This window comes from Sphingobacterium paucimobilis HER1398, from assembly GCF_000416985.1.
Taxonomy (GTDB): domain Bacteria; phylum Bacteroidota; class Bacteroidia; order Sphingobacteriales; family Sphingobacteriaceae; genus Sphingobacterium; species Sphingobacterium paucimobilis.
The window spans coordinates 171073-196709 of record NZ_ATDL01000007.1; the positions used below are offsets into that span (position 1 = coordinate 171073).

At 40.6% G+C, this 25637-nt stretch carries 15 protein-coding genes; 11 read left to right on the top strand and 4 right to left on the bottom strand.

The features are described 5' to 3' along the window. The first annotated feature begins 7 nt into the window (after window positions 1–7). From M472_RS45595 to M472_RS29465, 3 genes are read left to right on the top strand one after another with little or no spacing between them, the layout of a single operon-like run. Window positions 8–910: a SusD/RagB family nutrient-binding outer membrane lipoprotein gene (locus M472_RS45595; RefSeq protein ID WP_021069465.1), complete on the top strand. Its 903-nt coding sequence runs from the start codon at window positions 8–10 to the stop codon at window positions 908–910. After that, complete coding sequence (locus M472_RS45600; protein ID WP_021069466.1) at window positions 894–1751, top strand: SusD/RagB family nutrient-binding outer membrane lipoprotein; 858 nt, start codon at window positions 894–896, stop codon at window positions 1749–1751. Before M472_RS45595 ends, M472_RS45600 begins: the two co-directional genes overlap by 17 nt. 45 nt (window positions 1752–1796) lie before the next feature. Next, window positions 1797–2663 carry a hypothetical protein gene (locus tag M472_RS29465; protein ID WP_021069467.1) on the top strand — a complete coding sequence of 289 codons (867 nt, stop codon included), beginning with the start codon at window positions 1797–1799 and terminating at the stop codon, window positions 2661–2663. A gap of 151 nt (window positions 2664–2814) precedes the next feature. Here the strand turns inward: M472_RS29465 and M472_RS29470 are convergent, their stop codons facing one another. The 4 genes from M472_RS29470 to M472_RS29480 form a co-directional block, all read right to left on the bottom strand. Beyond that, window positions 2815–3333: a hypothetical protein gene (locus M472_RS29470; protein WP_021069468.1), complete on the bottom strand. Its 519-nt coding sequence runs from the start codon at window positions 3331–3333 to the stop codon at window positions 2815–2817. Window positions 3334–4328: 995 nt separating this feature from the next. Continuing rightward, complete coding sequence (locus M472_RS29475; protein WP_021069469.1) at window positions 4329–4664, bottom strand: hypothetical protein; 336 nt, start codon at window positions 4662–4664, stop codon at window positions 4329–4331. A 450-nt stretch (window positions 4665–5114) separates the two neighbouring features. Next, a complete protein-coding gene (locus tag M472_RS0122540; protein WP_021069471.1) occupies window positions 5115–5744 on the bottom strand; it encodes a hypothetical protein in 630 nt (209 codons plus the stop codon). 19 nt (window positions 5745–5763) lie between these two features. After that, window positions 5764–6747 carry a hypothetical protein gene (locus tag M472_RS29480; protein WP_021069472.1) on the bottom strand — a complete coding sequence of 328 codons (984 nt, stop codon included), beginning with the start codon at window positions 6745–6747 and terminating at the stop codon, window positions 5764–5766. A 446-nt stretch (window positions 6748–7193) separates the two neighbouring features. Between M472_RS29480 and M472_RS29485 the strand changes: the two genes are divergently transcribed. From M472_RS29485 to M472_RS29520, 8 genes are all read left to right on the top strand, one after another. Then, a complete protein-coding gene (locus M472_RS29485; protein ID WP_031301483.1) occupies window positions 7194–10274 on the top strand; it encodes a SusC/RagA family TonB-linked outer membrane protein in 3081 nt (1026 codons plus the stop codon). Between the two features lie 4 nt (window positions 10275–10278). Next, on the top strand, window positions 10279–11919 hold the full coding sequence (locus M472_RS29490; RefSeq protein WP_021069474.1) for a SusD/RagB family nutrient-binding outer membrane lipoprotein: 1641 nt from the start codon (window positions 10279–10281) through the stop codon (window positions 11917–11919). A 372-nt stretch (window positions 11920–12291) separates the two neighbouring features. Continuing rightward, window positions 12292–13524 (top strand): exo-beta-N-acetylmuramidase NamZ family protein, encoded by a 1233-nt coding sequence (locus M472_RS29495; protein WP_037458134.1) that lies wholly within the window; start codon window positions 12292–12294, stop codon window positions 13522–13524. 82 nt (window positions 13525–13606) lie between these two features. After that, entirely contained in the window at window positions 13607–16897 is a 3291-nt protein-coding gene (locus tag M472_RS29500) for a SusC/RagA family TonB-linked outer membrane protein (RefSeq protein WP_200859603.1), read from the top strand. Between the two features lie 2 nt (window positions 16898–16899). Then, window positions 16900–18654, top strand: coding sequence for a RagB/SusD family nutrient uptake outer membrane protein (locus M472_RS29505; RefSeq protein ID WP_021069478.1), 1755 nt, complete (start codon window positions 16900–16902; stop codon window positions 18652–18654). A gap of 346 nt (window positions 18655–19000) precedes the next feature. After that, window positions 19001–20251 carry an exo-beta-N-acetylmuramidase NamZ family protein gene (locus tag M472_RS29510; protein ID WP_031301486.1) on the top strand — a complete coding sequence of 417 codons (1251 nt, stop codon included), beginning with the start codon at window positions 19001–19003 and terminating at the stop codon, window positions 20249–20251. Between the two features lie 84 nt (window positions 20252–20335). Continuing rightward, window positions 20336–23809 (top strand): SusC/RagA family TonB-linked outer membrane protein, encoded by a 3474-nt coding sequence (locus M472_RS29515; protein WP_031301487.1) that lies wholly within the window; start codon window positions 20336–20338, stop codon window positions 23807–23809. An 18-nt stretch (window positions 23810–23827) separates the two neighbouring features. Continuing rightward, window positions 23828–25615: a RagB/SusD family nutrient uptake outer membrane protein gene (locus tag M472_RS29520; protein WP_021069481.1), complete on the top strand. Its 1788-nt coding sequence runs from the start codon at window positions 23828–23830 to the stop codon at window positions 25613–25615. Window positions 25616–25637 lie beyond the last annotated feature (22 nt).

The following is a 25637-nucleotide window of genomic DNA, read 5'->3' on the forward strand; positions in this document are numbered from 1 at the left end:
GGCAAACATGAAAAAGGGATTTATTTATATGCTCATGCCGTTTTTTTTGATGACGGGGAGCTGCAAAAAATATTTAGACGTTAATAAGAATATCGATGCGCCAGATTATGCAGATGGATATTTATATTTAGCTAATATTACACAACAGTATCAGGGAATATACTGGGATTATCGGGCAGTTGCACCTATGACACAGATGATGGGTACAACAGTAACTTTATATACAAATTTTGCGAATCACTCTTATGCATTGGGAAATGATGCCGGAGGAGAGGTTTGGAGATCGGTATACTGGACCCAAGGAATGAATTTGGAGAATCTGATTAATCAATCTGTGGAAGCCGAGGACTGGACATTAGCTGGTATCGGCTACGCAATAAAGGCCTTTAGCTGGGATGCTTTGACCAAATTGCATGGAGAGTTGCCATTGAAAGACGCCTTTGTTCCGAATATGTTGACGCATAGCTATGATTACCAAGATGAGGTATATGATCAAGTAAGGGCTTGGGCTCGCACAGCAATTGAACTGTTGGAACGGGAGGATAATCATAATTATGGAAATAAGATTAGTAAAAATGATTATATCTACGCTGGGGATAAGTCTAAATGGATTAAATTTGCTAATGCGGTAATCGTCCGGAATCTGGCTTCACTGAGTAATAAGAAAGATTTTAAAGATAAGTATGCACAGGAGTTGATTGATGCTGCAGCTAAGTCCTTTCAAAGTCCTGATGATGATGCTACGGTGAAGATTGACGCTGGCTCTCAGAGCGCGCCTTATTCTGGCTATAATAATTTCTGGGGTACGTCCCGTGGAAATCTAACCTATAATTATTTTCAGCATGAATACGCTGTTCAGGTACTAACAGGTACAGTTCCGGAGTACGGTCAAGTTGGGAACAACGAGTAACCCTACGTATAATAATCTCAATAATGAGGATAGTATTAAAGCATATAAATACTATGGAGGTACTGGTACAGGAAAAGTAGGTCCTATAGGACAAGCTCCGTCTTACTATGGACGTAACATTGCATCGGCTTATAGCGGCACAGAGCATGATGGTATTGGTCGTTGGATATATCGGGATGATGTACCGTACATTCTGACAACTTATGCGGAGGTTCAATTTTGTCTTGCTGAGGCATATTGGAAAGTAGGACGCAAGACAGATGCTTTCGAAGCTTTTAAAAAAGGTGTGGATGCGGATTTGAAAACAACAGCTCGTTATATCTATCCCGGTAAAGAAGGAAGTCCTACAGGGGGGGATAAAATCACCAAAGAGCTGTTCAATACACTGGGAGTTCAATATGTAAACGGACCCTTTGTCGGTGGCCTGTCGGAGCTTACGTTGTCTCATATTATGATGCAAAAGTGGGTTGCATTATATCCTTGGGGTGCAGCCGAGGCGTGGGTAGATATGCGTAAATACCATTACGATATTGACTATACAGGTGAGTATCCAAGTAATGGGAATGGCTGGATCCAAGCTTTATTGGAGCAAAAATGGGATACTGATCCTAATAAAGTGTATAAAGGTCTTTATTTGTCTCCTGCTCAGGTAGAAAATAGGAAGGGACGCTATGATATCCGAAATGACGGTTCGCCAAGTTATAGACTGAGGCCGCGATATAATTCGGAGTATATGTGGAATCTTCCTGCATTAGAAAGTCTCAAGCCTATCGCGGGCACAGCAGACAATTATCATACGTCCATTCCATGGTTTGCTTACCCTGGTGATATGCCTAAGTAAGAACTCTTGTATGACAAAAGATGTTTTATTTAAAACTATTGAGCAATGAAAAATCTAAATATACTATTAATAACTTTGGTCTTTTCCCTCTTTGTGACGAGTTGTGAAAAACATGTTGTCGAATATGATACTGTGAAAGTTGATGAGGAGACCACAGCACAATTTCAACTTTTTTATATGGTTCCGGTGACTACTGGTACTGCAAATAACATCAATAAAGTTGAATTGAATAATGAGCTTTTGACAAATGAAACTACGCCATTGTCAGCTTATAATTTCATACCCAGTGGGGCCGTTGGTAAGTTTTTTGTAGCCAAACCGGGTAAAGTAAATTTAAAGCTACATAGAGGGGCTATCACCAATTTAACATTGGCCTATGACCAAGATTTTGAACTGCCGGCAGGTAAATATGTTGTCGTGATCCATGATTTTACAAAGCCTCCGGTGTTTATCAAGAATGAAACTCCTTATCCTTCGGTGACGACCGAGTTTACAGGAAGTACAGCCTGGGTAAAGTTTTCTAATTTTCTTTATGAGAAGGCCGGAGAGCCTACTACCTTGAAGTTGCAATATCAGTTTCAATACACTGTAGACAATGCCACAGGACAGAAGAGTGATTGGGCGAATGTAGGTAAACCGGTAGCTTTTGGTGAAGCCACTGGATGGGAGCCCCTCCCTGTAAACAAAACGGTTGAGATTTCTGCTGGAACAGCACGGATCGATTATCGTATCCGGTTGATCGGGGCTGATGGTTCGGATCAGGGAAGCCTGAAGGTAAGAAATGCTGCCGGCAATACGGTAGATTATTCGGACTGGTGGAATGCCACTATTGGCCGTATTAATCATCATATGTTGGCGGGTTATCGTGCTGCGACTCCAGTAGCATCGATGAAGCAGTTAGGGGTTTTATAAATTTATTCAATAAGAAAGGAGGTGCTAGCACCTCCTTTCTTAAACAAGTGATCACTGGTTGCTAAAAAGAGAATGGTTATTCTGGGGTAGCGATGGATTGTGATCATCATTTTGCTCTGTGTGAAGAGCAAAATTTTAATAAATTGCTTTACTAATCTTTGTTCGTCTGGTAAAAATAAGTGCTGATCTGGCTAGAAAAGTAAATCATGGCATAGGCCAAGATAATCTTTAAGGCACTGGTCTCCACATTTGTAAGGTCGAAGCTTTTGCTTGGATCGTTGGCCTGCACTAATCTTATGTACTTGACGGTATTGATAATGAAATCTGGAAGATGGAGAACAATTACGGTGATGCCTATGATTACTAAAGCGGATCTTAACATATCTTTCTGCGTGTAGGGCGGGGAGAATTCTTGTGTATGATCATCTCTGTTTTTGATTAGTAGATTGGTTATTGAATCAGATTTGAACATTAATAGGGCAGCTAAGATCCACTGGATGATTATCGTGAATAATAGGACTCCTATAAAGGAAACGCACTCATCCACTGCGATACTATTGATTGGAAGAGCAAAATAGAATAATAGTTCCTTGATGGAATTGATACTGTACAAGAAAAGTATAATGCCGATTATTCGGATTGCAAGGTTTAATAAATCAGTTTTCTTCATGTTGGATCTTAAGATTTATGGCTGGTTCTGATAAAGATATTGATTTTCGGTGTTACTTTTCGATGCTTGTGGTTTTTGAATGTCCTTTTGGTCTGTATACTTGTAGAGGATGAACTCTTGCTAAAATGAGTTGATCTGAAAGGTGTTCCTTCTGAGGAATACTTTTTTGTGAACCTAAATTATACCTGGAAGGGAACGGTTTGTCTCTATAAGGAGCACCTTCTAGCGGTTTGGTGACTCCAAGTTAGCCATCTGTGACACCTTTTTGCAAAGTAGTCATCCCTTTTTGAAAACAAGATGTTGGTAGTTCACAAAAAGGGATTGCCTTTTAAGAATGAGTAGTCACTTTGCACAAATAAGGAATCGTTTTTTTCGAAAAATGGTTCCATTATTTTTAAAAAGGTCTACCTAGTTTGGTAGAAGGGGGACCTTTTTAATGAAAAGCATTTCCTTTTTTCAAACAATTGATTACTACTTGCCAAAAAGTAGTTCCTTGTTTAGAACAACCGATAACTTTGTAGAAAAAAGGGGACGGTTGTTTCAATATAGATGTTCCATTTTAGTAAAAAGGAGTCCCTTTTTACAGATAAGTGATTACAAGTTCACAACAAGTGACACCTTTTTCTGAAAAAGGTGTCACTTGTTTTCCAAAAGGGGATGGTTGTCTTGATGTTTTTACAGCAGTATCCCACGAAGTGTGTAAGCAAACTCGCTTTGCTTGGTAGAGACCTTCTGGTTTTCTATAGATGATGTTAAATGCGGGGGCCAGTACCATAGTTATACTATAGATAGTATTAAGAACCTATTAAGAAGGCAACTGCGTGCGAACTGTGCCTTAGGTGCTACAGCCCTGTGTCTAAGGTAGACTCGCTCTCAACACGGAGAGGACTCGGACTCAGCACGGATGCAAGGTGCTTTATGTAAGAGTCTAGTGTGTGTTAACTGTAGGGTCCTATCGAAGATGGGGAGTGTAGTTGAGATTATAAATAAGAACTTTATTTGTTTGCTTGGAGTGATTCAATCAGCGCTGCTTGGCTTTGGATCAATCGCTCTTTATCAAAAATGGAGTTTTCAAGAGTCTTGATTTTTTGAAGGAGGTCTTGGACCTGAGCGCTAACCACGGGAGCTACTGTTTCCATATTTTTGTAGTAATTGTAGTAGATATCTTCGTTTAGCAATACCGATAATAAAGCGACTCTGGACGTTGGGATTTCTTTGGCTGAATAGATATTGGGAACTGATCTTGCCGAAATATGTAAAGCCTCTGCAACAGCTTTATCTGTAATCCCCTTTAAGCGCACTCTCTCTTGTATAAATTTACCTAACGTCATTCTTCGGCTTTAATGTAAAACAAAATTCACAAACTTTTCTTATAATAAGCGTGAAGTATATGCGTTATGTTGACGTGTTTTATACGTTTAATTTGCGTATTACAATTGTATTTTTTATATTAGTGTGTCCGTAGGGATAGGGGCGCGGTGCTCTCTGTAGAAAACGATGACCAATTAGAATTAACATGTAATCACTTAAAATATTATCACTAACTGTAAAAATAACCTGTGTTGTTTAGTATGGCCTGAGGCGGTCTCTCTTATTGTGGAGACCGCTGGCGGCCTAACTGCGCATAAGGAACATTAGAGGCCTTGTTGGGGGCGCCTTATAAATACACAAAATATGGATCTGCTGGACTATCAATTCGTACTGATCGCTGTATTGGTTGTCATCTTGACGGCCTGTGGGATTTTCCTGCTCAAGAAGTCCGGAAAAGGATGACCTTGTTGTTAATCCTTTTCAAAGGATTGTAGATTGCCTTGTTCATCAAAGGATAGGGAATAGCTGCCCCTGGGTGTTCGCAGTGATCGTGGTGACCAATTGATCTTGTCGTTGTAGAAGGAAAAATAGACGGTAGGGTCACGTTCTTCGCTTTTGATTTCTTTTATTTTCTGTTTCAATGTCGTGTAGACTTTGTTGGCCGTAGCAAAGGAAACTCGGTCTAAGGGGAACAGCTGCTGATCCAATCGGTCGGCTTTGGTGATACGCACAGGCGTCGGGGTTTGCCACTTGCCTCGTTGGTATACATACCGGTCGATATTTTGAGGGGTGTCGGGGTTTTGTATGTTGAGTACAATACGGCCATCTCCGAAGAAATGTGCGGACTGTTGTACCATGATGGGTTTTCCGCTGAATTGTGGCAGCTGGCGTAGGGTCTCTTCCGCGGCTTGTAGGGCAGCGGTACTGGATACTGTTTTAATGACCCGCAGTGGAAAGCTGTTGCTCTCGTTCTGTTCCTTATGGGCAAGGTCTTGCTGTACTTCTTCTTCAGACTTCAAAGTGTCTCTGATGGATTGTGTAAATGGCTTACAGGACGACAGCAATATAACGGCTATGGGTATGTATAATCTGTTTTTCATCGTGATTAAATCTGTTTGTTTATAAATCTTCTTCCAGGACTATGGCTTGAGGATTGTCAGCTAGGTAGAGAATTTGCTTGCTTTTGGTGAGCTGTACTGCAGGGAGGTCCAGAAGAGATACGATTTTTTTGATAGCGACCTGATGACTGATGTTGTCGCTGTCGATAAAATTCATGTTAAATCTGATCTGGGGCTGTTCATTGATATATGTTCCAGTCTGTTGTACACTTATGATTTCTGCTGTCGCTCTTTTCCCCCATAATAAAAGCTGGGCCATGTCTTTATCTCCGCTGCCTTTACTGAGATTAGGTGATATCAGTTTGGCAAAGAATACATAAAAGATAGCTAAAAGGCTGTATAGAATAACGGGGGACAGGATGAGGGGATGGGTCAAAGAGAGGAATCGCCAGCCATAGCCTTGGCTTTGACTCGTGTAGGCGTAATAGAAATACGCGGCTATTGCGAGTATCGAGACTATCCAGATGCTGGTATAAAGAATCATTGTTTTTGAGTTTATATGGGTTTCTATGCCGTCGGGGACGACATAGGGGCGGTATTTCAGGTGGGGATCTGCTCGGAGGGCTATTTGCTGTCCGGTGTTATAGCGCTGTTGATGCGGTTTGCTGTCTGTCCATGTTAGCGGATAGTGAATTCGCGTATTGCTGAAATTATCAAATGATACTAGAATTTCCTTTTTCACAAAACCATTGGGAAGTTTTTTTTCTGATTTTACCTGGTCAATGGTAGCCTGTATCAGCCTGCCTTCTTGGCTTAAACGTTTGATGTCTCTTTGAAGCCCGTAGGTGTTTTTGTAGATCAGTCGTGCGAAAAGAATGAATGTGACAGACCAGAGAAATAGCGCTAATACAAGATAGATAAGGGCTGTGTAAGAATTTTGTGTAGAGGGATCAGGTGCTAAGTCACTGCTGTAATAGATGAGGGCTGGGTGTATGAAGACAAAATATAAGATGAATAGTCCCCAGAATAAATTAAAAAACTTCATTTTAACTCCTTCTTTTAGTTAGGGTTAAAACAAAAAGCTTACCATTTATGTTGTTTTAACAAAAGGTTAATATTGGAAGCTGCTATCTGATCAGTGAAACGTTACACAAGGGAATGTAGATTGTTAAAGTAAGGGATGCTTGAGTTGTTGGGTCAAAGTTTGCGTTTTTTGCGGTTTTACAAAGGTTGTATAGACAAGTGTTGATGATCAGGTGTTTATGGTTTTTTGATGTTTAATCTGTCTTTTGTTTTGGTTTAGAGGTCTTTGTTCGAATTTTATTCAAGATTTTGGGTGAGTGCTGGAATTTTTATTTGTGAATTTTAAAAAAATAGTTTCGCAAAAAAACGCATAAGCACTTTTTTTTTCGTAGACTTGCCTAACTAAATTACTGGTGTACAAATCTATATTTTAGAAAATAAACACAATTTTAACAAACTATCAAACACATGAAAAAGAGATTTTTACTTGCTTTTTTCGGGGTGTGCCTTTATGCATCCTGTTTGATGGCACAGCAAAAAGCAGTTTCGGGTAAGGTAACGTCTTCAGATGGAGATGGCCTGAGCAACGTAACTGTCATTGTAAAAGGTACTACACGCTCGGTGCAGACGAATGCAGATGGGTCCTTTTCTATTCAAGCTGCGCCAGGCGAAACATTGATCTTTAGAGCTATCGGTTCTGGAGAGACTTCACAGTTGGTGGGTTCAGGCAATGTCTACAACATCAAATTGAGCGGCTCGGAAGAGGCAATCGATGAGGTGGTCGTAACGGCATTGGGGATTAAGAAGGAAAAGAAAGCTTTGGGATATGCTGTACAGGATATCAAAGCTGATGAATTGATGAAGAATAAAAACCCCAACGTAATCAATTCTTTGAATGGTAAGATTGCGGGGGTTAATGTTACGAACTCAGGTGGTGCGCCAGGAGCTTCGGCAAGTATCATAATCCGTGGAGGTACATCGTTAGAACGGGACAATCAACCTCTTTTTGTAATCGATGGTATTCCAATGGATAACTCTACTGGACAAGGAGATAATTCTGCATTCGATGGTAACGTGAATACGTCTACTACGAACGGTAACCGTGCCTTAGATATTAACCCGGAAGATATCGAGTCGATGTCTGTATTGAAAGGCCCAGCAGCAGCAGCGTTGTATGGACTGCGCGCAGCAGCGGGAGCTATTGTAATCACGACAAAGAAAGGTGCGGAAGGACGTACCCAAGTAGGTATCACTTCGAGAGTCGGGGTTAACTGGGTGAACAAATTGCCTGAGCAGCAGACAAAATACAAACAAGGATCTTACTATAACAATAAGTATGTAGCGCAAACTTTTGAATCTTGGGGTGACCCATTCAAAGATGGAGATCTGCGTTATGATAATATGAAGGATTTTTACGAGACAGCAAGTATGTACGATAACTCCTTTAATATCTCCGGAGGTTCGGCTACTGGAAATTTCTTTCTTTCAGGATCGAACATCTACCAAACAGGTGTAGTGCCTACGACAGACTTTAATCGCTCGACGGTACGTTTTAACGGTGAGCAGAAGTATGGTAAGTTTACATTTGGTGCCAATGCGTCCTATTCGACCAGCGATACACGTAAGACGTTGACAGGTTCTGGACTTTGGGGTTCCTCCGGTAATGGGTATATGGAATCCGTATTGATATGGCCAGGAAACCATAATATGAAAGATTACCTTACGCCAGATGGCAGAAACAATCTGTTGTTGCCGCAGGTCGCTTTGGAAAACAATACCGACAATCCGTATTGGTTAATCCATAAGAATCCACAATCTGACAAAACTGATCGCATATTGGGAACGGTCTATACAAATGTGAATGTGACTGATTGGTTTGATATTACCTACCGTCTAGGTGTGGATAATTATACTTCGCAGTTCAATACATTAGTGGCTCCTGGATCTAGTGTGAAAGAAGCATGGCAGAATGGTATGATGTCCAATACCGATAAAAAATATCAGTATTTGAACAGCAACTTGATGTTAAATTTCAAGAAGCAGATAGAGGATTGGGATTTTAACTTGTTAGTCGGACATAATGCGGAAGATACGCGTGTTAAATCGTCTTCTTTGCGTGGTGAAAGCTTTGAGTTGAAAGGGGTCGAGAATATGGAGAACTTTAAGCAGGATAATAAGTATTATTCACAGATCTTTAATAATCGTAGGATTGTAGGTGTATACGGTGATTTACGTGTGGGATACAAAGGTATTGCTTACCTGAATGCTACAGGACGTAATGACTGGTCTTCTACATTGCCGGTGCAGAATCGTTCATTCTTTTATCCTTCAATTTCCGGATCTTTGATTTTTACAGAGTTGTTTGAAAAGAACGATATCTTGACGTATGGTAAGTTGCGGTCTTCGTGGGCATCAGTGGGTAAAGATGCACCAGCCTATGTGACGACTACAGGGTTATTTGGTCCAGAATTGACTATTGGAGGTGGATTTAGAAATCATTGGACAAGAGGTAACGATCAGTTGAAACCGGAAAGAACGAATTCGTTTGAGATTGGTACAGATTTACGTTTCTTGAAAAATGCTTTAGGACTAGAATTCACGTACTATAAGACGAGCTCTGTTGACCAAATCCTGCAACCTCGGGTTTCTAATGCCACAGGTTATATTATGACTTACTACAATATAGGTGAGTTGAATAATGAGGGGTTTGAAGTGTCGTTGAATGCTACTCCGGTAAAAAGAGGTGATTTTGCGTGGAATACAAGTCTGAATTTCTCTCATAATAAAGGTAAGGTTGCTAAGTTGGTTGGGGGCTTGGATATCCTTTATGTTACGGATGTACAGGTGGGTACCGGTAAGGCTGCTTCCTATAACAATGGTGACTTTATGGGGATAAGTGGCTCCGTATGGCAAAAAGATGCTCAAGGTAACTTGTTGTTGGACTGGAAAACTGGAAGGCCACTGACTTCGTCATCAACTACGACTTATGTTGGTAATCGTGAGCCCGATTTTATAGGAGGATGGAATAACTCATTCACTTATAAAAATTGGGATTTGTCCTTTCTGTTCGATTTTAGAAAAGGAGGAGATGTGTATAACGCTTCTGAGTATTTGATGACTACGTATGGTATGAGTAAAAATACAGAAAACAGAGGTGAGATGCTCCAATTTACAGGGATGTCGCTTAATCCGACTACTAAAGAGTACGAAATGGTGACAAGAGAGGTTGAAGCTAATGAAGCTTATTATAAAGATGTGTATTCTAAACATACACCTAACTTTATTGAGAAAGTGAATTGGTTCAGACTTCGCGCTGTCAATTTGAGCTATTCTTTGCCTAAAGATCTTTTGGCAAAATCGAAATTTATTAAAGGAGCTACCTTTAATGCCATGGGGACCAATCTTTGGTTGTTGACAAATTATTCTGGTGTGGATCCAGAAACATCGGCTGCAGGAGCAGGCGTCGTGGGCTCTGGGGCCGTTGGGATAGACTATGCAGGTGTACCAGCAACAGCAGGCTTCACGTTTGGTGTTAATTTAAAATTCTAATCGAATGAAAAAGATAATATATTTATTGGCGGCGACAGCTACTTTATCCTTGTCCTCCTGTGATAAGTGGCTTGATGTGAATGATAATCCCAATAGTGGTACTGCTGTTCAGCCCAATGCGGAACAGCGATTACCTTCTATATTAGCGCAGTTTGCAGATGCTTATGAAAGTGGCGGTACCAGATCGGCCCATATAACGCATCAGTTAGCGAATGTGTATGCTGCTAGCGCGAGAAATTATATGTTGACCCGTTGGTATTCTGATGCAGCTGCTGCGAATTGGCCATGGCAGGCATGGTATGTAAATACCGCTGTGAATATCCAGCCAATGATAGACGCAGCGAAAAAGGTCGATGCTCACCACTATGTAGGTGTAGGTCTGGTCATGAAAGCATGGGGTTTTGGGTACATGGCCGATTATTATGGCGTGGCTCCTTATACAGAGTTTGATAACAAGGATATTTTGACACCTAAGTTTGAGGATGCATCAGAGATCTATGTGGAGGTCTTTAAACTTTTGGATGAAGCCATCATTGAATTAGGAAAGACACAAGGACAGTATGCTGCTAACCTTTCAGTGGGTGATATTTACAATAAAGGAAACGTAGATAGTTGGATTAAGTTGGCCTATGGGTTAAAAGCAAGATTTTTATCGCATTTGAATAAGAAGTCGACTTATGATACAGATGCAATCTTAGCAGCATTGGATAAGGCGCCAAAAACGGTTGCGGAGTCTACTATAATGCACTATGTGGATCAGAGTGACAAAACAACGTCTACAGCGCAATCGGCATTACAGTATACGAATACCTCAGCATCGACTCGCGTGTCTAAGCTCTACATGGATTATATCTTGAATAATTACACTGGAGCACCTACAGGAAACAACGATATGCAGGACCCTCGATACGAGCTTTTGGTGCCTAGATCTCAAGAGGGAGATGGCTCTATGCGTACAACGCTAGGAGTGGATTTTGCATCAGATGAGGTGTTGACTGGACCTGAAGCGTATCTGTATGATTCGAAAAAAAATCAATTCGACAAAGCTGACTCGGTATTTGTTCAGTTGCGTGAGGCGAAGGGAGCAGGCGGTCGTATTCTTTCTACAGGTACTTGGTATAATAAGAAAGACTCAAAAGGATTATTCTTGACAGCATCAGAGATGAAATTTATAGAGGCAGAGGTTCGCTTGAGAAGAAATGAGCCTGGTCTAGCTCTGACAGCATACAAAGATGGGATAAGGAACCATATGGAGATTATGGGTATAAATGCCAGTGATATCAATGATTTCTTGGCCAGTACCTCTGTGGTGCAAAATGCTGGAGACTTGACAATGAGCCATATCATGATTCAGAAGTATATCGCTTTGTCTTATTCTCCAGAACAGTGGGTGGACATGCGTAGGATGGACTATTGTACGGACGGTAGCGGAAACTATAATGAAGCAACTGGTGTGTATAAAGGATACAAGCGTCCAAATCACGTGTATGCACAGTCTTATCCTGGGGCGACAGATTGGCCAAGAAGATTTGCGATGGCATCTTATGAGTTGAATTTTAATAGTGCTCAACTTAGATTGGTAGCTCCAAATTACGACAAGCCTACTTACATTAATGAACCGATATGGTGGGATAAAAAAGATTAATCTTATTTTTCTAAGTTTAGTATCTAGCCCCTTGCAGTTTTCTGCAAGGGGCTTTTTGGTGTTGATCTGAAAAGTTACAAATGTAACACTATTGTTGCTTTATAGTGTATATTTAACACTATGCACTTGTTCTGATGAACTTCGTAAAGTGGGTTTAACATTTATTTAACGTATAAATCTATACTTTTTTGTATGATTTTCTCTTTTTTTTGAATTCGTTTTTGTGCGGTTTTTGTAACTAAAATTGTCTTACATCTGCTTTTGTTTTGCTGTTTATGCGGTATTATGCGTTTTATTGTGTTATTTTTAGCCATCTAAGCTGTAATGTTGATAAATAACGCATAATAGACACTAACAAAACAAGCTGTATATATGAAGTTTTTACCTTTAGTAGCATCTAGTCTGATAGGCTCGATGTTTTTCTTCTGTGGATTGAAAACCCAAGCAAGGGATATCGCTAATCCACCCCTAAAATCAGATTTTATAGTAAACGATGAAATTAAGACTGGAGCCGACCAGTTGGAAGCTTATTTGCCGCTTTTGAAAGGAAAGAAGGTAGGTCTTATGGGCAATCAGACATCGATTGTTGGAGCGAGAAAGGAACATCTTGTCGATGTACTGCTCCGTGAAAAGGTCGATTTGAGATTTGGTTTTGCTCCAGAGCATGGTTTTCGTGGGGATATCGAACGTGGCGAAAAAGTCAGTAATGACAAGGATGCAAGAACAGGTCTTCCGCTGTACACGTTGTATGGTAAAAACGATAAGCAAGATTCAATCATACAATCGATAGATGTAATGATCTTTGATCTGCAGGATGTAGGTGCGCGTTTTTATACCTATATAGCTTCGATGCATCGGGTAATGGAATTGTGTGCAAAGCACAATAAAGAACTCATTGTATTGGATCGTCCTAATCCTTGCGGAGATCAGATCGATGGTCCCGTACGTAAAGACGATAAATTTAAATCTAACGTATCTCTTCATAAAATCGCGATGATACACGGATTGACCGTTGGTGAATTGGCACATATGATCAATGGGGAGGAATGGTTGGAGAATGGACGCCAGTGTCAAGTAACGGTGATACCCGTGAGAAACTGGGACCATTCGAAAATGTACGAGCTCCCTGTGATTCCATCACCATCGTTGCCAAATCATTTGTCGGTTCGTCTATATGGTGCATTGTGCCTGTTTGAAGGAACAGATATATCGGTAGGACGGGGAACGGACTGGCCTTTCCAGGTGGTGGGGTATGATAATCCTGTTTATGGTGATTTCAAATACACACCCGGTGAAAAAGCAGGAATGGTAAAGCATGTAGAAGGAAAGGGACAGACAATGTATGGGCAAGATCTACGTGGGCTAGATGCCGATCAACAAAAATTCACATTGAAGTATGTGCTGGATTTTTACAACAAAATGCCAGATAAATCAAAATTCTTCGCAAGGCCAGAGTTCTTCGATAAGCTGGCGGGTACAGATGAATTGAGAAAGCAGATTATTGCAGGCAAAACAGAAGATGAGATCAAAGCATCTTGGCAAAAAGAGCTGTCGGAGTATAAGCAGATGCGTAAGAAATATCTGTTGTATAATGACTTTGAATAAGATTATGGGTTAGGTCTGCTTTTTAAGTAGACCTTTCTAGGTTATGATTACAAGTAAAACAAGTTTATTAAATATGCTAAATATGAGAAATACTTTACTATTCTCTCTCGCATTGGGGTTGGCAATGACGACAGCAGAAGCGAAGGTTTCGAAAGTCTCGAATCCATCCAATCTTGCTGCGGCAACAGCCTATTCATCAAATAGGTTAGTTCAGAATACAGTAGCGGGTACTGTATCGGACGAAAATGGTCCTTTAGCAGGTGTTACGGTATCGGTGGTTGGGGTTCCTGGGGCTACAACAACAGATGCCAACGGCAGCTTTAAAATTTCAGCCACAGTAGGTTCAACACTGCGTTTTTCCAGTATCGGTTATATTTCGCAAGATGTAAAGGTTGGTGACAATACAATCAATGTCGTATTGGTTTCTGAAGACAATGCTTTGGAAGAAGTCGTTGTAGTCGGTTACGGTACACAAAAGAGAACAAATGTGACTGGAGCAGTATCAACTGTCGATACGAAAAAAACTTTTGAAACACGTCCTGTGACGGATGTCGGACGAGCATTGCAAGGTGCTGTATCAGGACTTTCAGTCTCGACAGCTAGTGGAGATTTAGGTGGGGATCCCAAGATTCGTCTACGTGGTGTGAGCGGATCGCTGAAAACAGAAGGTGGTGCTTCTCCGTTGATTTTGGTAGATGGCGTGGAGGTACCTAGTCTTTCGATGATAAATCCTACGGACATTGAGAGTATGTCTGTTATTAAAGATGCTTCGGCAGCAATCTATGGTGCAAGAGCAGCTTGGGGGGTAGTTTTGATCAAAACAAAGTCAGGAAAGAGGAATACAAAAACAGCGATAAATTATTCTAATAATTTTGCGTTGCAAACCTTGACTACAACTCCAGTGATCGCAGGTGGAGCAGCAGGTGCTAGAGCTGGTTTATTGGCAGCCATGCGCGAAGATCCAGGAAAACCGTATTATGATAATCTAGGGATACAATATGATGAGTATGCTATCCAAAAGATGGAAGAGTGGGAGCAATTGTATGGAGGACAGGATCTGGGTTTGGAAATGGTTAAAGGCCGTGATTACGAAGTAAAGGATGGTAAACTGTATTTCCACAGGCAGTGGGATGCGGAAAGTATGTTCATGAAGAAGCATACTCCACAGCAGAATCATAATTTGAGTATTTCTGGAGGATCGGATAAGATTAATTATAATGCCGGATTTGGCTTGATATCACAAACCGGTGTTTTGAAGGATAATACTGATAAATTTAACCGTTATAATTTTAACTTAGGTATCAATGCGGATATTACAGATTGGTTGACTGGGTATGCTAAGGTGTTGTATACGGCATCTGATGTAAGTAAGCCTTTTTCATTTGGTGGTGATATTTATGAACCGCTATTTTATCTGTATCGTTGGCCTAGAAACTTTCCGTATGGTACGATTGATGGGTTGCCTATGCGAAATGCAATTACTGATGTGCAGCAAGCGAATATGAATTCCAGAAATTCAAATATGGCGCGTTTTACATTCGGCGGGCAGGCTAAGATTATGCCCGGGCTAACGCTAGATGCGGATTATACCTATTCACAATATCTCCAAAAATATAATGAAAATGGAGGAACAGCTGAAGGATGGGATTTCTGGGGGAAAACGGATTTTACGTATATGACCTATACAGGGGCTGCTGCAAATCGTGCTCGTAAAGAACGTGCGGTTACAGATAGACATGTGGCCAATATGTATGCGACCTATGATAAGAGTTTCGAAGATCATAATTTTAAATTTATGGCTGGTGCAAATGCGGAGCTATTTAAGACAGATAAATTATGGGGACAGCGATTAGGACTTCTAGATCAAGGTTATCCAGAGTTGGGGTTGGCTACTGGCGATATGACAACGAGTTCGGAAGCTTCACACTGGTCTACGCTTGGTTTTTTCGGCCGGGTCAACTATGATTACAAAAGTAAGTATATCGTAGAGGTATTGGCGAGATATGATGGTTCCTCCCGTTTCAACAGGGATAATGTATGGGGGTTCTTCCCAGCAATGTCTGCGGGGTATGTAATCTCTCAAGAGGAGTTTATGGATTGGTCCAAGCCTTATATGGATTTCCTGAAAATACGTGGATCTTGGGGAAGTGTGGGTAATCAAACAGTGCCTAGTGGTCTTTATTTGTCAACCTTGAGCCAAGCGCCATCAGATTGGTTGGTAGGTGGTATTAATCAGAATACGATGACTACCCCTTCTATTGTGTCGCAAAATTTGACTTGGGAGACTGTTACTACAAAAGAAATAGGTGTAGATGCAGCATTTTTTAACAATAAGTTGAATGTAACATTCAATCGTTATAGAAGAACGGTTTCCGATCTGATTACGGGCGGAGAAGTGCTCACTTCTAATTACGGAGCACCTTCACCATTGCGTAATCATGGGAAGATGCAGACTAATGGCTGGGAGTTGGAGTTGGCCTATAACCATAGTTTTAATAATGGGCTTAATATGCGTTTGTCTGGTCAATTGTCTGATTACAAAGAGACAATCAGTAAATTTGACGGAATCGGTCAGATCAATGCTAATGGAACAAGTACAGACTATAAAGGTAAGATGATCGGGGAGATCTGGGGGTATGAGACGGACCGTCTCTTCCAGGTCGATGATTTTAACCAAAATGCAGATGGTTCGTATACATTGAAGCAAGGGATTCCTTCACAATCGTACTATGAGACTGGTAAGTTTAAATATGGTCCAGGGGATGTTAAGTACAAAGACCTGAATGGTGATGGAGTGATTGGTGTTGGAGATGGAACTGTTGTGGATCCGGGAGACCGTAGAATTATTGGTAATTCCAATCCAAGGTATCAATATGGGTTCCGTGCGGACTTTGAATACAAAGGTTTCGATTTAGGATTCTTCTTGCAAGGTGTTGGAAGCCGTAGTGCTTGGGTAGGTGGAGATTTTGCAGTACCTGGATGGAGACCTGCGGAAGCATGGTACGATCATCAGATGGATTACTGGACGCCTGAAAACACAGGGGCTTTCTATTATAGACCGACCAATCAAAATCAAAGCAACACCTCTATGAACCATATGCCGCAGACGAGATATCTATTGGATATGTCTTATTTAAGATTGAAAAATCTTACGGTTGGTTATGCATTGCCAAGTTCGGTGTTGGAAAAAGCAAAAATCGATAAGTTCAGAGTTTTCTTCTCCGGAGAGAATCTGTTTGAGTTCGATAGTTTGAATATTCCAATTGACCCAGAGACAGATTATACAGAAAACGGTATTAAAGACCCGAATTCATTTGGGAGGTCGTATCCTTATCGTAGAACATTCTCATTAGGACTTCAATTAACTTTTTAGACATGAAACTATTTAAATATATAGCTTTAGCAGGTGTGCTGTCTTTATCATCCTGCACAAAGGACTTTTTAGGAGATGGGTTTTTGGAAAAGGATCCTTTGGATCAGCTGACCGACCCTGCATTTTGGTCTTCCGAAAACAATATCAGGACATATACCTATGGCTTTTATAATTCTTATTTCAAAGGATATGGTAAGGGATTTGCTTGGGGTACATATTTTGCTGGTCAGTTCATCAACGATGATCATGTGCCTTCGACACCACTTGAAAATATTGTCACGGATTTTGTCCAGAATATTCCCACTTCTGGAGGCGGCTGGTCTCCAGCATTGCCTGCAAGTCAGACTCCTATAGGAGTGACCTCCTATTATTCTCGTATCCGCAAAGCCAATCATTTTATCGAAAGTGTGCCAAAGGCGCAATTGGCTGAAGAGGTACAAAATCATTGGTTGGGCATAGGCCGCTTTTTTCGCGGCTTAGAGTATGCTAACTTTGTGAATACTTTTGGTGATGTTCCATATATTGATAAAGTGCTCGGTGAAGCTGATCCGGATTTGTTTCGTAAACGTGACTCCCGGATTTTTGTGATGGACAAGGTGTTGGAAGATTTCAAATTTGCAGCACAATATGTACGATCTACTGATGGGCCGAGTCAGCAAGCGGTTAATAAATATGTGGTCTTGGCGTATATGTCTCGCGTATTTCTTTTTGAAGGTACATGGCTCAAGTATCATAAAATAGATGAGGTCAAGGCAAAAGAATATCTAGAAGCCGCTAAGTGGGCAGCCGAAGAGATTATTAATAGTGGAGCTTTTTCTGTCGCCAAAGACTATAGAGCATTGTTTAGTTCGCAGTCCCTTAAGGGAAATCCAGAAGTTATCTTGTTTAGAGAGTATGCTGAGGGAGTATTGGAGCATAGTCTGATGTCTTTTAATAATCTAGAACGTCAAGCTGGAATGACGAAAAACGCAATGGACAGCTACCTGTTGTCGGATGGTCTTCCTATTGGACTCTCTCCGTTATATAAAGGAGACAAGTCAATGGCGGATGTGTTGGCGGATCGTGATGGACGTTTGGCACAAACTACGGTGGGCGAATTGAGATTACAGAACAGTGTGTCCAATTTTAGTCTTTCTGGTTATTCGACTCACAAATTTTTGAATGAGTCGCTGAAAGACCAAGCTGTGGGATTGGGAAGTAAAAATATCACTGATGCACCAATAATTCGCTACGGTGAAGTTTTGTTGAATTATGCAGAAGCTGCTGCGGAACTCGGAGAGTTAGATCAGGCAGGTTTGAATAAATCGATAAATGTACTTCGAGGTAGAGATGGTGTGGGAGTAGCACCTTTACAGACGTTGGGCGGTCAGCCTGCCGTAAATGGCGTGGCCTATAACGATCCAGATCGCGATGCTACGGTACCTGCTCTTATCTGGGAAATCAGAAGAGAGCGCCGTACAGAAATGATGTTTGAGGGCTTGCGATTGAATGACTTGCGCCGTTGGGCGAAATTGGAATACGCAGATACAGAGAAGAATCCAACTATTAATAGAGGGGCTTATATCATAAAAGCTGACTATGCCCCAGGAAAGCTGGACGGAATCACTCTTGATGGAACGGATGAGGGTTATATTATTCCTGCTGTCAAAATCAAGCGGACTGTAATGAATAAATATTATTTAGACCCTATTCCTTTGGATCAGATTACACTATACAAAAATAACGGTTCGGAATTGACCCAAAACGAAGGTTGGTAATCCAATAAGATAGATTTTAAATCAGGGGGCTTGCATGAAAATGCAAGTCCCTTCTTTTTTTTGCTCGGATGAAACTAATGACGGCCTTTATTGTATCTTTAATGTTACAAAAAGGTGTCTAATTGACACTTTCTTTTTCTTAAATAGCGATTTAACATTATTTAACGCTTGAAAATGCAATAATCTTTCTGCAGTAATATTCTGTATTTTTACTGATTTGTGCAGTTTTTATGTAGTAAAAACGCTATAAGTTGTTTTATTTATAGCTCTTGTTGCTTTATTGTGCGTTTTTTGTATTATTTTTATCAGAGTTAATCTAAATTATTGATAATAGCGCAAATTGTAGATGAGCAATTCTTTATATATAAAGTTTTTAAGGCTTGGGTCTTTGCTGTGCCTAGGGGTAGCGTTGATGGCTTGTACTGGGGCAATGCGGCATAATGAAAAGCAGGTTGTTAACTCTGTTGTAGATTCTAGTGCGAGCCCTGTAATTGTACCTGCTGCTGATCAGTTGACAGCTTATTTGCCGCTATTGGAAGGAAAGAAAGTAGGGCTTATGGGGAATCAGACCTCCGTCGTCGGTGTGGATAATGAACATCTTGTCGATGTGCTGCTCCGTGAGAAGGTGGATTTGAAATTTGGATTTGCTCCGGAGCATGGGTTCCGGGGGGATATCGAGCGTGGTGAGAAAGTCAGTAATGACAAGGATGCAAAAACAGGTCTACCACTTTATACTTTATATGGAGGAAACGAGAAGCAAGATTCGATCGTGCAATCGATTGATGTGATGATCTTTGACCTGCAAGATGTTGGCGCTCGTTTTTATACCTATATAACTTCATTGCACCGAGTGATGGAACTGTGCGCTAAACATAATAAGGAACTTATCGTCTTGGATCGTCCAAATCCCTGTGGCGACCAGGTCGATGGTCCTGTACGTAAGGATGATAAGTTTAAATCGACTGTGTCCTATCATAAAATTGCTATGGTTCATGGATTGACGATAGGCGAACTGGCGAATATGATCAATGGCGAAAAATGGTTGGAAGAAGGCCGTCAATGTAAGGTGACGGTTGTTCCTGTCCAGAACTGGGATCACACTAAAATGTACGACTTGCCTGTAATTCCATCTCCGTCACTGCCAAACCATCTATCGGTAAGATTATATGCGTCGTTGTGCCTGTTTGAAGGTACGGAGATTTCGGTGGGACGTGGTACGGAATGGCCATTCCAGGTCGTGGGATATGATAATCCAGTATATGGTGATTTTGAATATACGCCGGGTGAAAAGGCGGGAATGAAGAAGCATGTAGAGGGTAAGGGACAGACCATGTATGGCATCGATTTACGAAGCTTGAATGCGGATGAGCAAACATTTACCCTTAAGTATGTGTTAGACTTTTATAAGAAGATGCCGGATAAGTCAAAATTCTTTACGAGAGCAGAGTTTTTTGATAAGCTGGCAGGTACCGACGAATTGAGAAAGCAGATTATTGCTGGTAAAACCGAAGATGAAATTAAAGCTTCCTGGCAACAGGAATTGACCGAATATAAGGAGATGCGCAAAAAGTATCTGCTTTACAAAGACTTTGAATAAGGTTATGGGATAGGTCTGCTTTTAATAAAGTAGACCTTCCTGGATTATGATTTACGTAAACAAGTTTATTTTAATATGCTAAATATGAGAAATACTTTACTATTCTCTCTTGCATTAGGGCTGGCGGTGACGACTGTGGAAGCGAAGGTTTCTAAAGTCGCAAATCCTTCCAACCTTGCTGCAGCAACAGCCTATTCGTCCGATAGGTTGGTTCAGAATACAGTAACGGGTACTGTATCTGATGCAAATGGACCTATGCCAGGTGTCACGGTATCTGTTGTTGGTGTACCAGGTTCGGCTCGCACAGACGCTGACGGTAAGTTTAAGATTACGGCGGCATTAGGGGCGACTTTACGATTCACAAGTATTGGTTATGTTTCACAGGATTTAAAAGTGACAGGTAATACGCTGAATGTGGTCTTGAAAGAAGAAGATAACGCTTTGGAAGAGGTTGTTGTTGTTGGTTATGGACAGCAAAAAAAGGAGCATCTGACAGGCGCGGTTTCTTCTATCAATGTACAAGAGGTAATGGGGAGTAGGCCTATTCCTGATGCTGGACGTGGTATGCAGGGGACAATACCAGGGTTGTCTGTTGTGATTCCGAGTGGTGAAGTTGGGTCTGATCCCGTGATGAAAATACGTGGACAGGTAGCTTCTATCTCAGGTTCAAGTAAGCCCTTGATTTTAGTGGATAACGTAGAGATTCCAAGTATCAATATGATTAATCCTAGTGATATTGAATCTATTTCTGTGTTAAAGGATGCTGCTTCAAGTTCCATTTATGGAGCTAAGGCTGCTTTTGGAGTAATCTTGATTACGACTCGTAAAGGTTCCAAAACCGATTCGCATAATATTAGCTATTCGAATAATTTTTCTATGCAAGCGCCGTTTAAACCAATTGATCTTGCTGGCTTAGATGGTTTGGAGTATACATTAGAAGCTGCTGAAACTCAATTAGAAAATCCAGCAGGAGGATTTTGGCGCTTAAACCGAGAATCATTTGAAAAATCAAAGGAATGGCAGAAAAAATACGGCGGCATTGTAAAATATAATGATCCAGTACTGTATGGTAGGGATTGGTACATCGATGATTCAGGCAATAAGCTAGGAGTTCGTCTATATGACCCTGTAAAAGCTATGCTTAAAGATAATCCTATTTCTCATTTGCATAATCTTGGGCTTAACGGAAAGAGTGGCGCAACAAATTATAATCTTAGTGTCGGATTTTTGAATCAACAAGGGATGATGAAACCGGCTGAACATGATGATTTTAGACGCTATAATGCTACTCTTAATGTGTCTACGAAAGTAAATGAGATGCTGACTTTAAGAGGTGGAGCTATGTATTCTGATGGAACCAAACGCTATCCATACTCTTTGACAGGGTTCGGAGCAAACGGCGACCCTTGGGTTTATTTATATAGATGGTCACGATTACATCCTATCGGCGTCACCGAGCATGGAGAGACATTGAAAGATGCGGCTTCAATGGCAAGCTTAGCCCATACAGCAAGAAATGTCGATCGATATTTAAATTTAAATTTTGGTACTACGCTAGATATTATGAAAGGATGGGATGTGAAGGCCGATTATGCATATAGCACTCAAAACAATCATGTCAATACTTCGTTGCCTGTAGTCGATAAAATAGTAGATCCTTGGTATACGCCTGTACAGTGGTTTGATGAAGAGGGAACTCGAGTTTATGTAGATGAGAATGGTGTTCCTACTGACCTTGGTGGTATGCCTGCCTTTAGATTTCCTACCGGAAATATTACAAATTTATATGAGCCAATGGGTAATATTTACCGAAAATCTATTTTCTCAAAAAGACATACATTTAACATGTTTACAACTTACTCTACGAAGTTTGATGAGGTACATGATGTTAAGTTTATGGCGGGTACAAATATTGTTGCTTATCAATATGAAGACTTTTGGGGACGTAAGATGGGGCTGTTGAATAATGATAATCCACAGTTTAATTTTGCGACTAAAGAAGCAGAAAGTGGCGGCGATAAAAAGTGGGACTCTCAGGCGGGTTTTTTTGGTCGGGTCAACTATGCTTATAAAGATCGTTATTTAGTAGAAGCTAATTTACGTTACGATGGAACATCAAAGTTTCCAAAACATTTAGCTTGGAAATGGTATCCTTCGGTGTCTGCAGGCTGGGTATTGACTAATGAATCATTTATGAAAGACATTTCAAATGTATTAAGTTTTGCCAAAGTTCGTGGGTCTTGGGGTAGTATTGGGGATCAGTCTGTTTCCAACTCATTATATGTGCCAACAATGGCTATTATCCAGAATAACTGGCTGGATGGCTCCGGTGCCAAATTTTACCAATTAGGAACCCCGGCAGCAGTATCTAGAGAAATCGGTTGGCAGAATATTGAACATGCGAATTTGGGTGCTGATTTGAGGTTCTTTAACAAGTTAGGTGTTACGTTCGAACTGTTTCAACGGACGACAAAAGATATGATTGTTGCTGGTGATGCACTTCCTGATACTTATGGAGTTACGGTTCCTCCTAGAGGAAACTATGGTACGTTACGCACGAGAGGATGGGAATTGAATTTAGACTATACGCATAAGTTTGATAACGGTCTACGGCTGACAGCGAATGCAAACTTAGCTGATGCTGTATCTGTTACTACTAAGGGAGCAGATTGGAGAACTCCATGGGAAAGCCGTCTATTAAAAGAAGATTATTCTACAGGACGGAGATATGGTGATATATATGGCTATGTATCCGATCGTTTGTATCAAGCAAGTGACTTTGTGTACGATGATCAAGGTAATCATGTAACGACATCCATCATCCATAAAGGATCTGCAAAGACTACCAATCTTTTAAGTGGCGAAAATCCTGTTTATCAAACTCAGTTTCAAACTGGCCAAGCTGTTTGGGGATATATTTCTCCAGGAGATATGAAATTTGTTGATGTGGATGGGGATGGTTACATCACACCTGGAGAGGGAACAAATGGAGATCCTGGAGACCGAGTGGTAATAGGTAACTCTACACCTCGTTATGAGTACGGATTCCGTTTAGGTGCCGATTATAAGGGGTTTGATTTATCTGTATTTATGCAAGGAGTTGGTAAGAGGGAGATATGGGGGGTAGGTCAATTGGCGACAGCAGGATATCATGTTAAAGATGGGGCAATGCCACAGGCAATCGCCCAGGATTTTTGGAAAAAAGATCGACTAGACGCGTTCTATCCTCGAGCATTGAATGCTAATGGGGCAAATGACTATCAAACAATGGTACCTCAGTCTAGATATATTCTGGATATGTCATACTTCAAAATAAAGAATATCACTGTTGGATATGCATTGTCTGAAAATGTATTGAAAAAAGCTGGATTGAAGAATGCACGTATCTATGTATCACTGGAGAACTATTTTACTTTTGACAATTTAAGAGGTTTGCCTATTGATCCTGAGACTATCTCTGGAGAAAGTATGTTAGCAGAGAAGTATAATCAAGGTAGAACAGGTATTGGAAATCCATCGTTTAAATCAGCTTCCTTGGGACTTCAAATTGGTTTATAATCATTAAAGTGAATCGTTATGAAATTTAAGTATTTTAGTGTTTTTATAGTTGTCTCATTGGTTTTTACTAGTTGTGAGAAATTTTTAGAGAGAGGACAGTTGACTGCTGAAAATGATGATACGGCATGGACAACCGAAGCAAAAGTTCGCCTTTATGCAAATAAATATTATACAGACTATTTTGTTGGGTATGGGGCTGGTTTTACCACCACTGATGCGCTTCTAGAATCGTATACAAAGAGTGATGATATTCTGAGCGAAGGTACACAAGCTGACTTTCTAAATAGTGTACCTGTTGATAAGAAATGGAAGTATGAGAATGTCAGGTCGATCAACATAATGATTGATCGAGTCGAAAATAGAATGAGTAACATTCTAGCTGCAGATGCTTATAGTCATTGGTTAGGGATAGGTAAGTTCTTTAGAGCGATGGCTTATGTTAAATTGGTTAATGAGTTTGGCGATGTGCCTTATTACGATAAACCAATTGATGAGACTGATGTAGAGCAATTGTATAAGCAACGTACACCACGTAATGAGGTGATGGATGCTGTTTATGATGATATGAAATTCGCTTTTGAAAACGTGAGAGTTGACGACGGAAAACAGAATGTGAATCGTTACATTGTTGCGGGGTTTATTTCTCGGATGTCGTTAGCAGAAGGAGCATGGCAAAAATACTATTACAAGAATAATGAAAGGGCTAAAAAGTTTTTCGAATTAGCGAAATCTGCAGGTGATTATGTGATTAATAGTGGAAAATATGCTATTAGTACTCCCTATAGAGAGCAGTTTACTTCAGATAATATCGAGAATAATAAGGACATATTGTTGTCTAGGACTTACAATGCGGCCATAGCTGTACAGCATTCAATAGCTTCTAAAAGTAATTTGACTGAAATCCGTACGAATGGGCCAACTACTGATTTAATCAAGTCTTATTTGTGTACAGATGGTCAAGTTTGGCAAAATTCAACAGCACCTGAAGCGGATAATTTTGAGGTAGAGAAAATGATGGGAACGCGTGATCCTAGGTTTGAAGCGACTTTTCACTACAATACTTCTGATAAAAACAGAGCGTCCTATCTGTATGTGACTAAGTTTCTGCCGCGGACTGAGCAGAATAGTGTCGCTTCGGGTAAGCCCTCAAGTCCGAATTTTCAAGGAGCAAATAATACCACTGCTGCACCTATACTACGTTATGCCGAAGTGTTGTTAAATTGGATTGAAGCCAAAGCAGAGTTGGAACTGCTTGGGGAAGGTGCCGTTGCACAGGTGGATATCGATCAGTCTATCAATAAGATAAGGCAGAGGCCCCTAGGAGGAGCGCCTGCGTATGTGAAGCAGGTTGCTGATATGAAATTGAACGCTTTGCCCCATGATCCAGATAGGGACATCTCGGTAACTCCATTATTGTGGGAAATTCGTCGTGAAAGAAGGGTCGAGATGACTTTTGAATATTCTCGTTTAGAAGACTTAAAGCGTTGGTCTAAGTTGGAATACATGGAGATGAGTCGAAATCCTGATATCCTTTCAGGGGCATGGGTGAATTTCCCAGCTAAATTTCCAAACAATATTACAAATGATGTTGCCGTAATAAAGATGGACGGAACAGTAGTGAAATATGATGGAGATAAAACTAAGATGATAGGATTCTATAGAAATCTTAAAGCTAAGCCTAGAATAGAGTTTATTGGTTTGAGTAATACAAATCCTTATTTGGCTCCTGTTGGTTTGAATCAAATTGACTTTTATAAAACGAGGGGATATGTGCTGAAACAAACTGAGGGATGGCCTCAGAATTAAACTAATCATTAATGAAGATTAT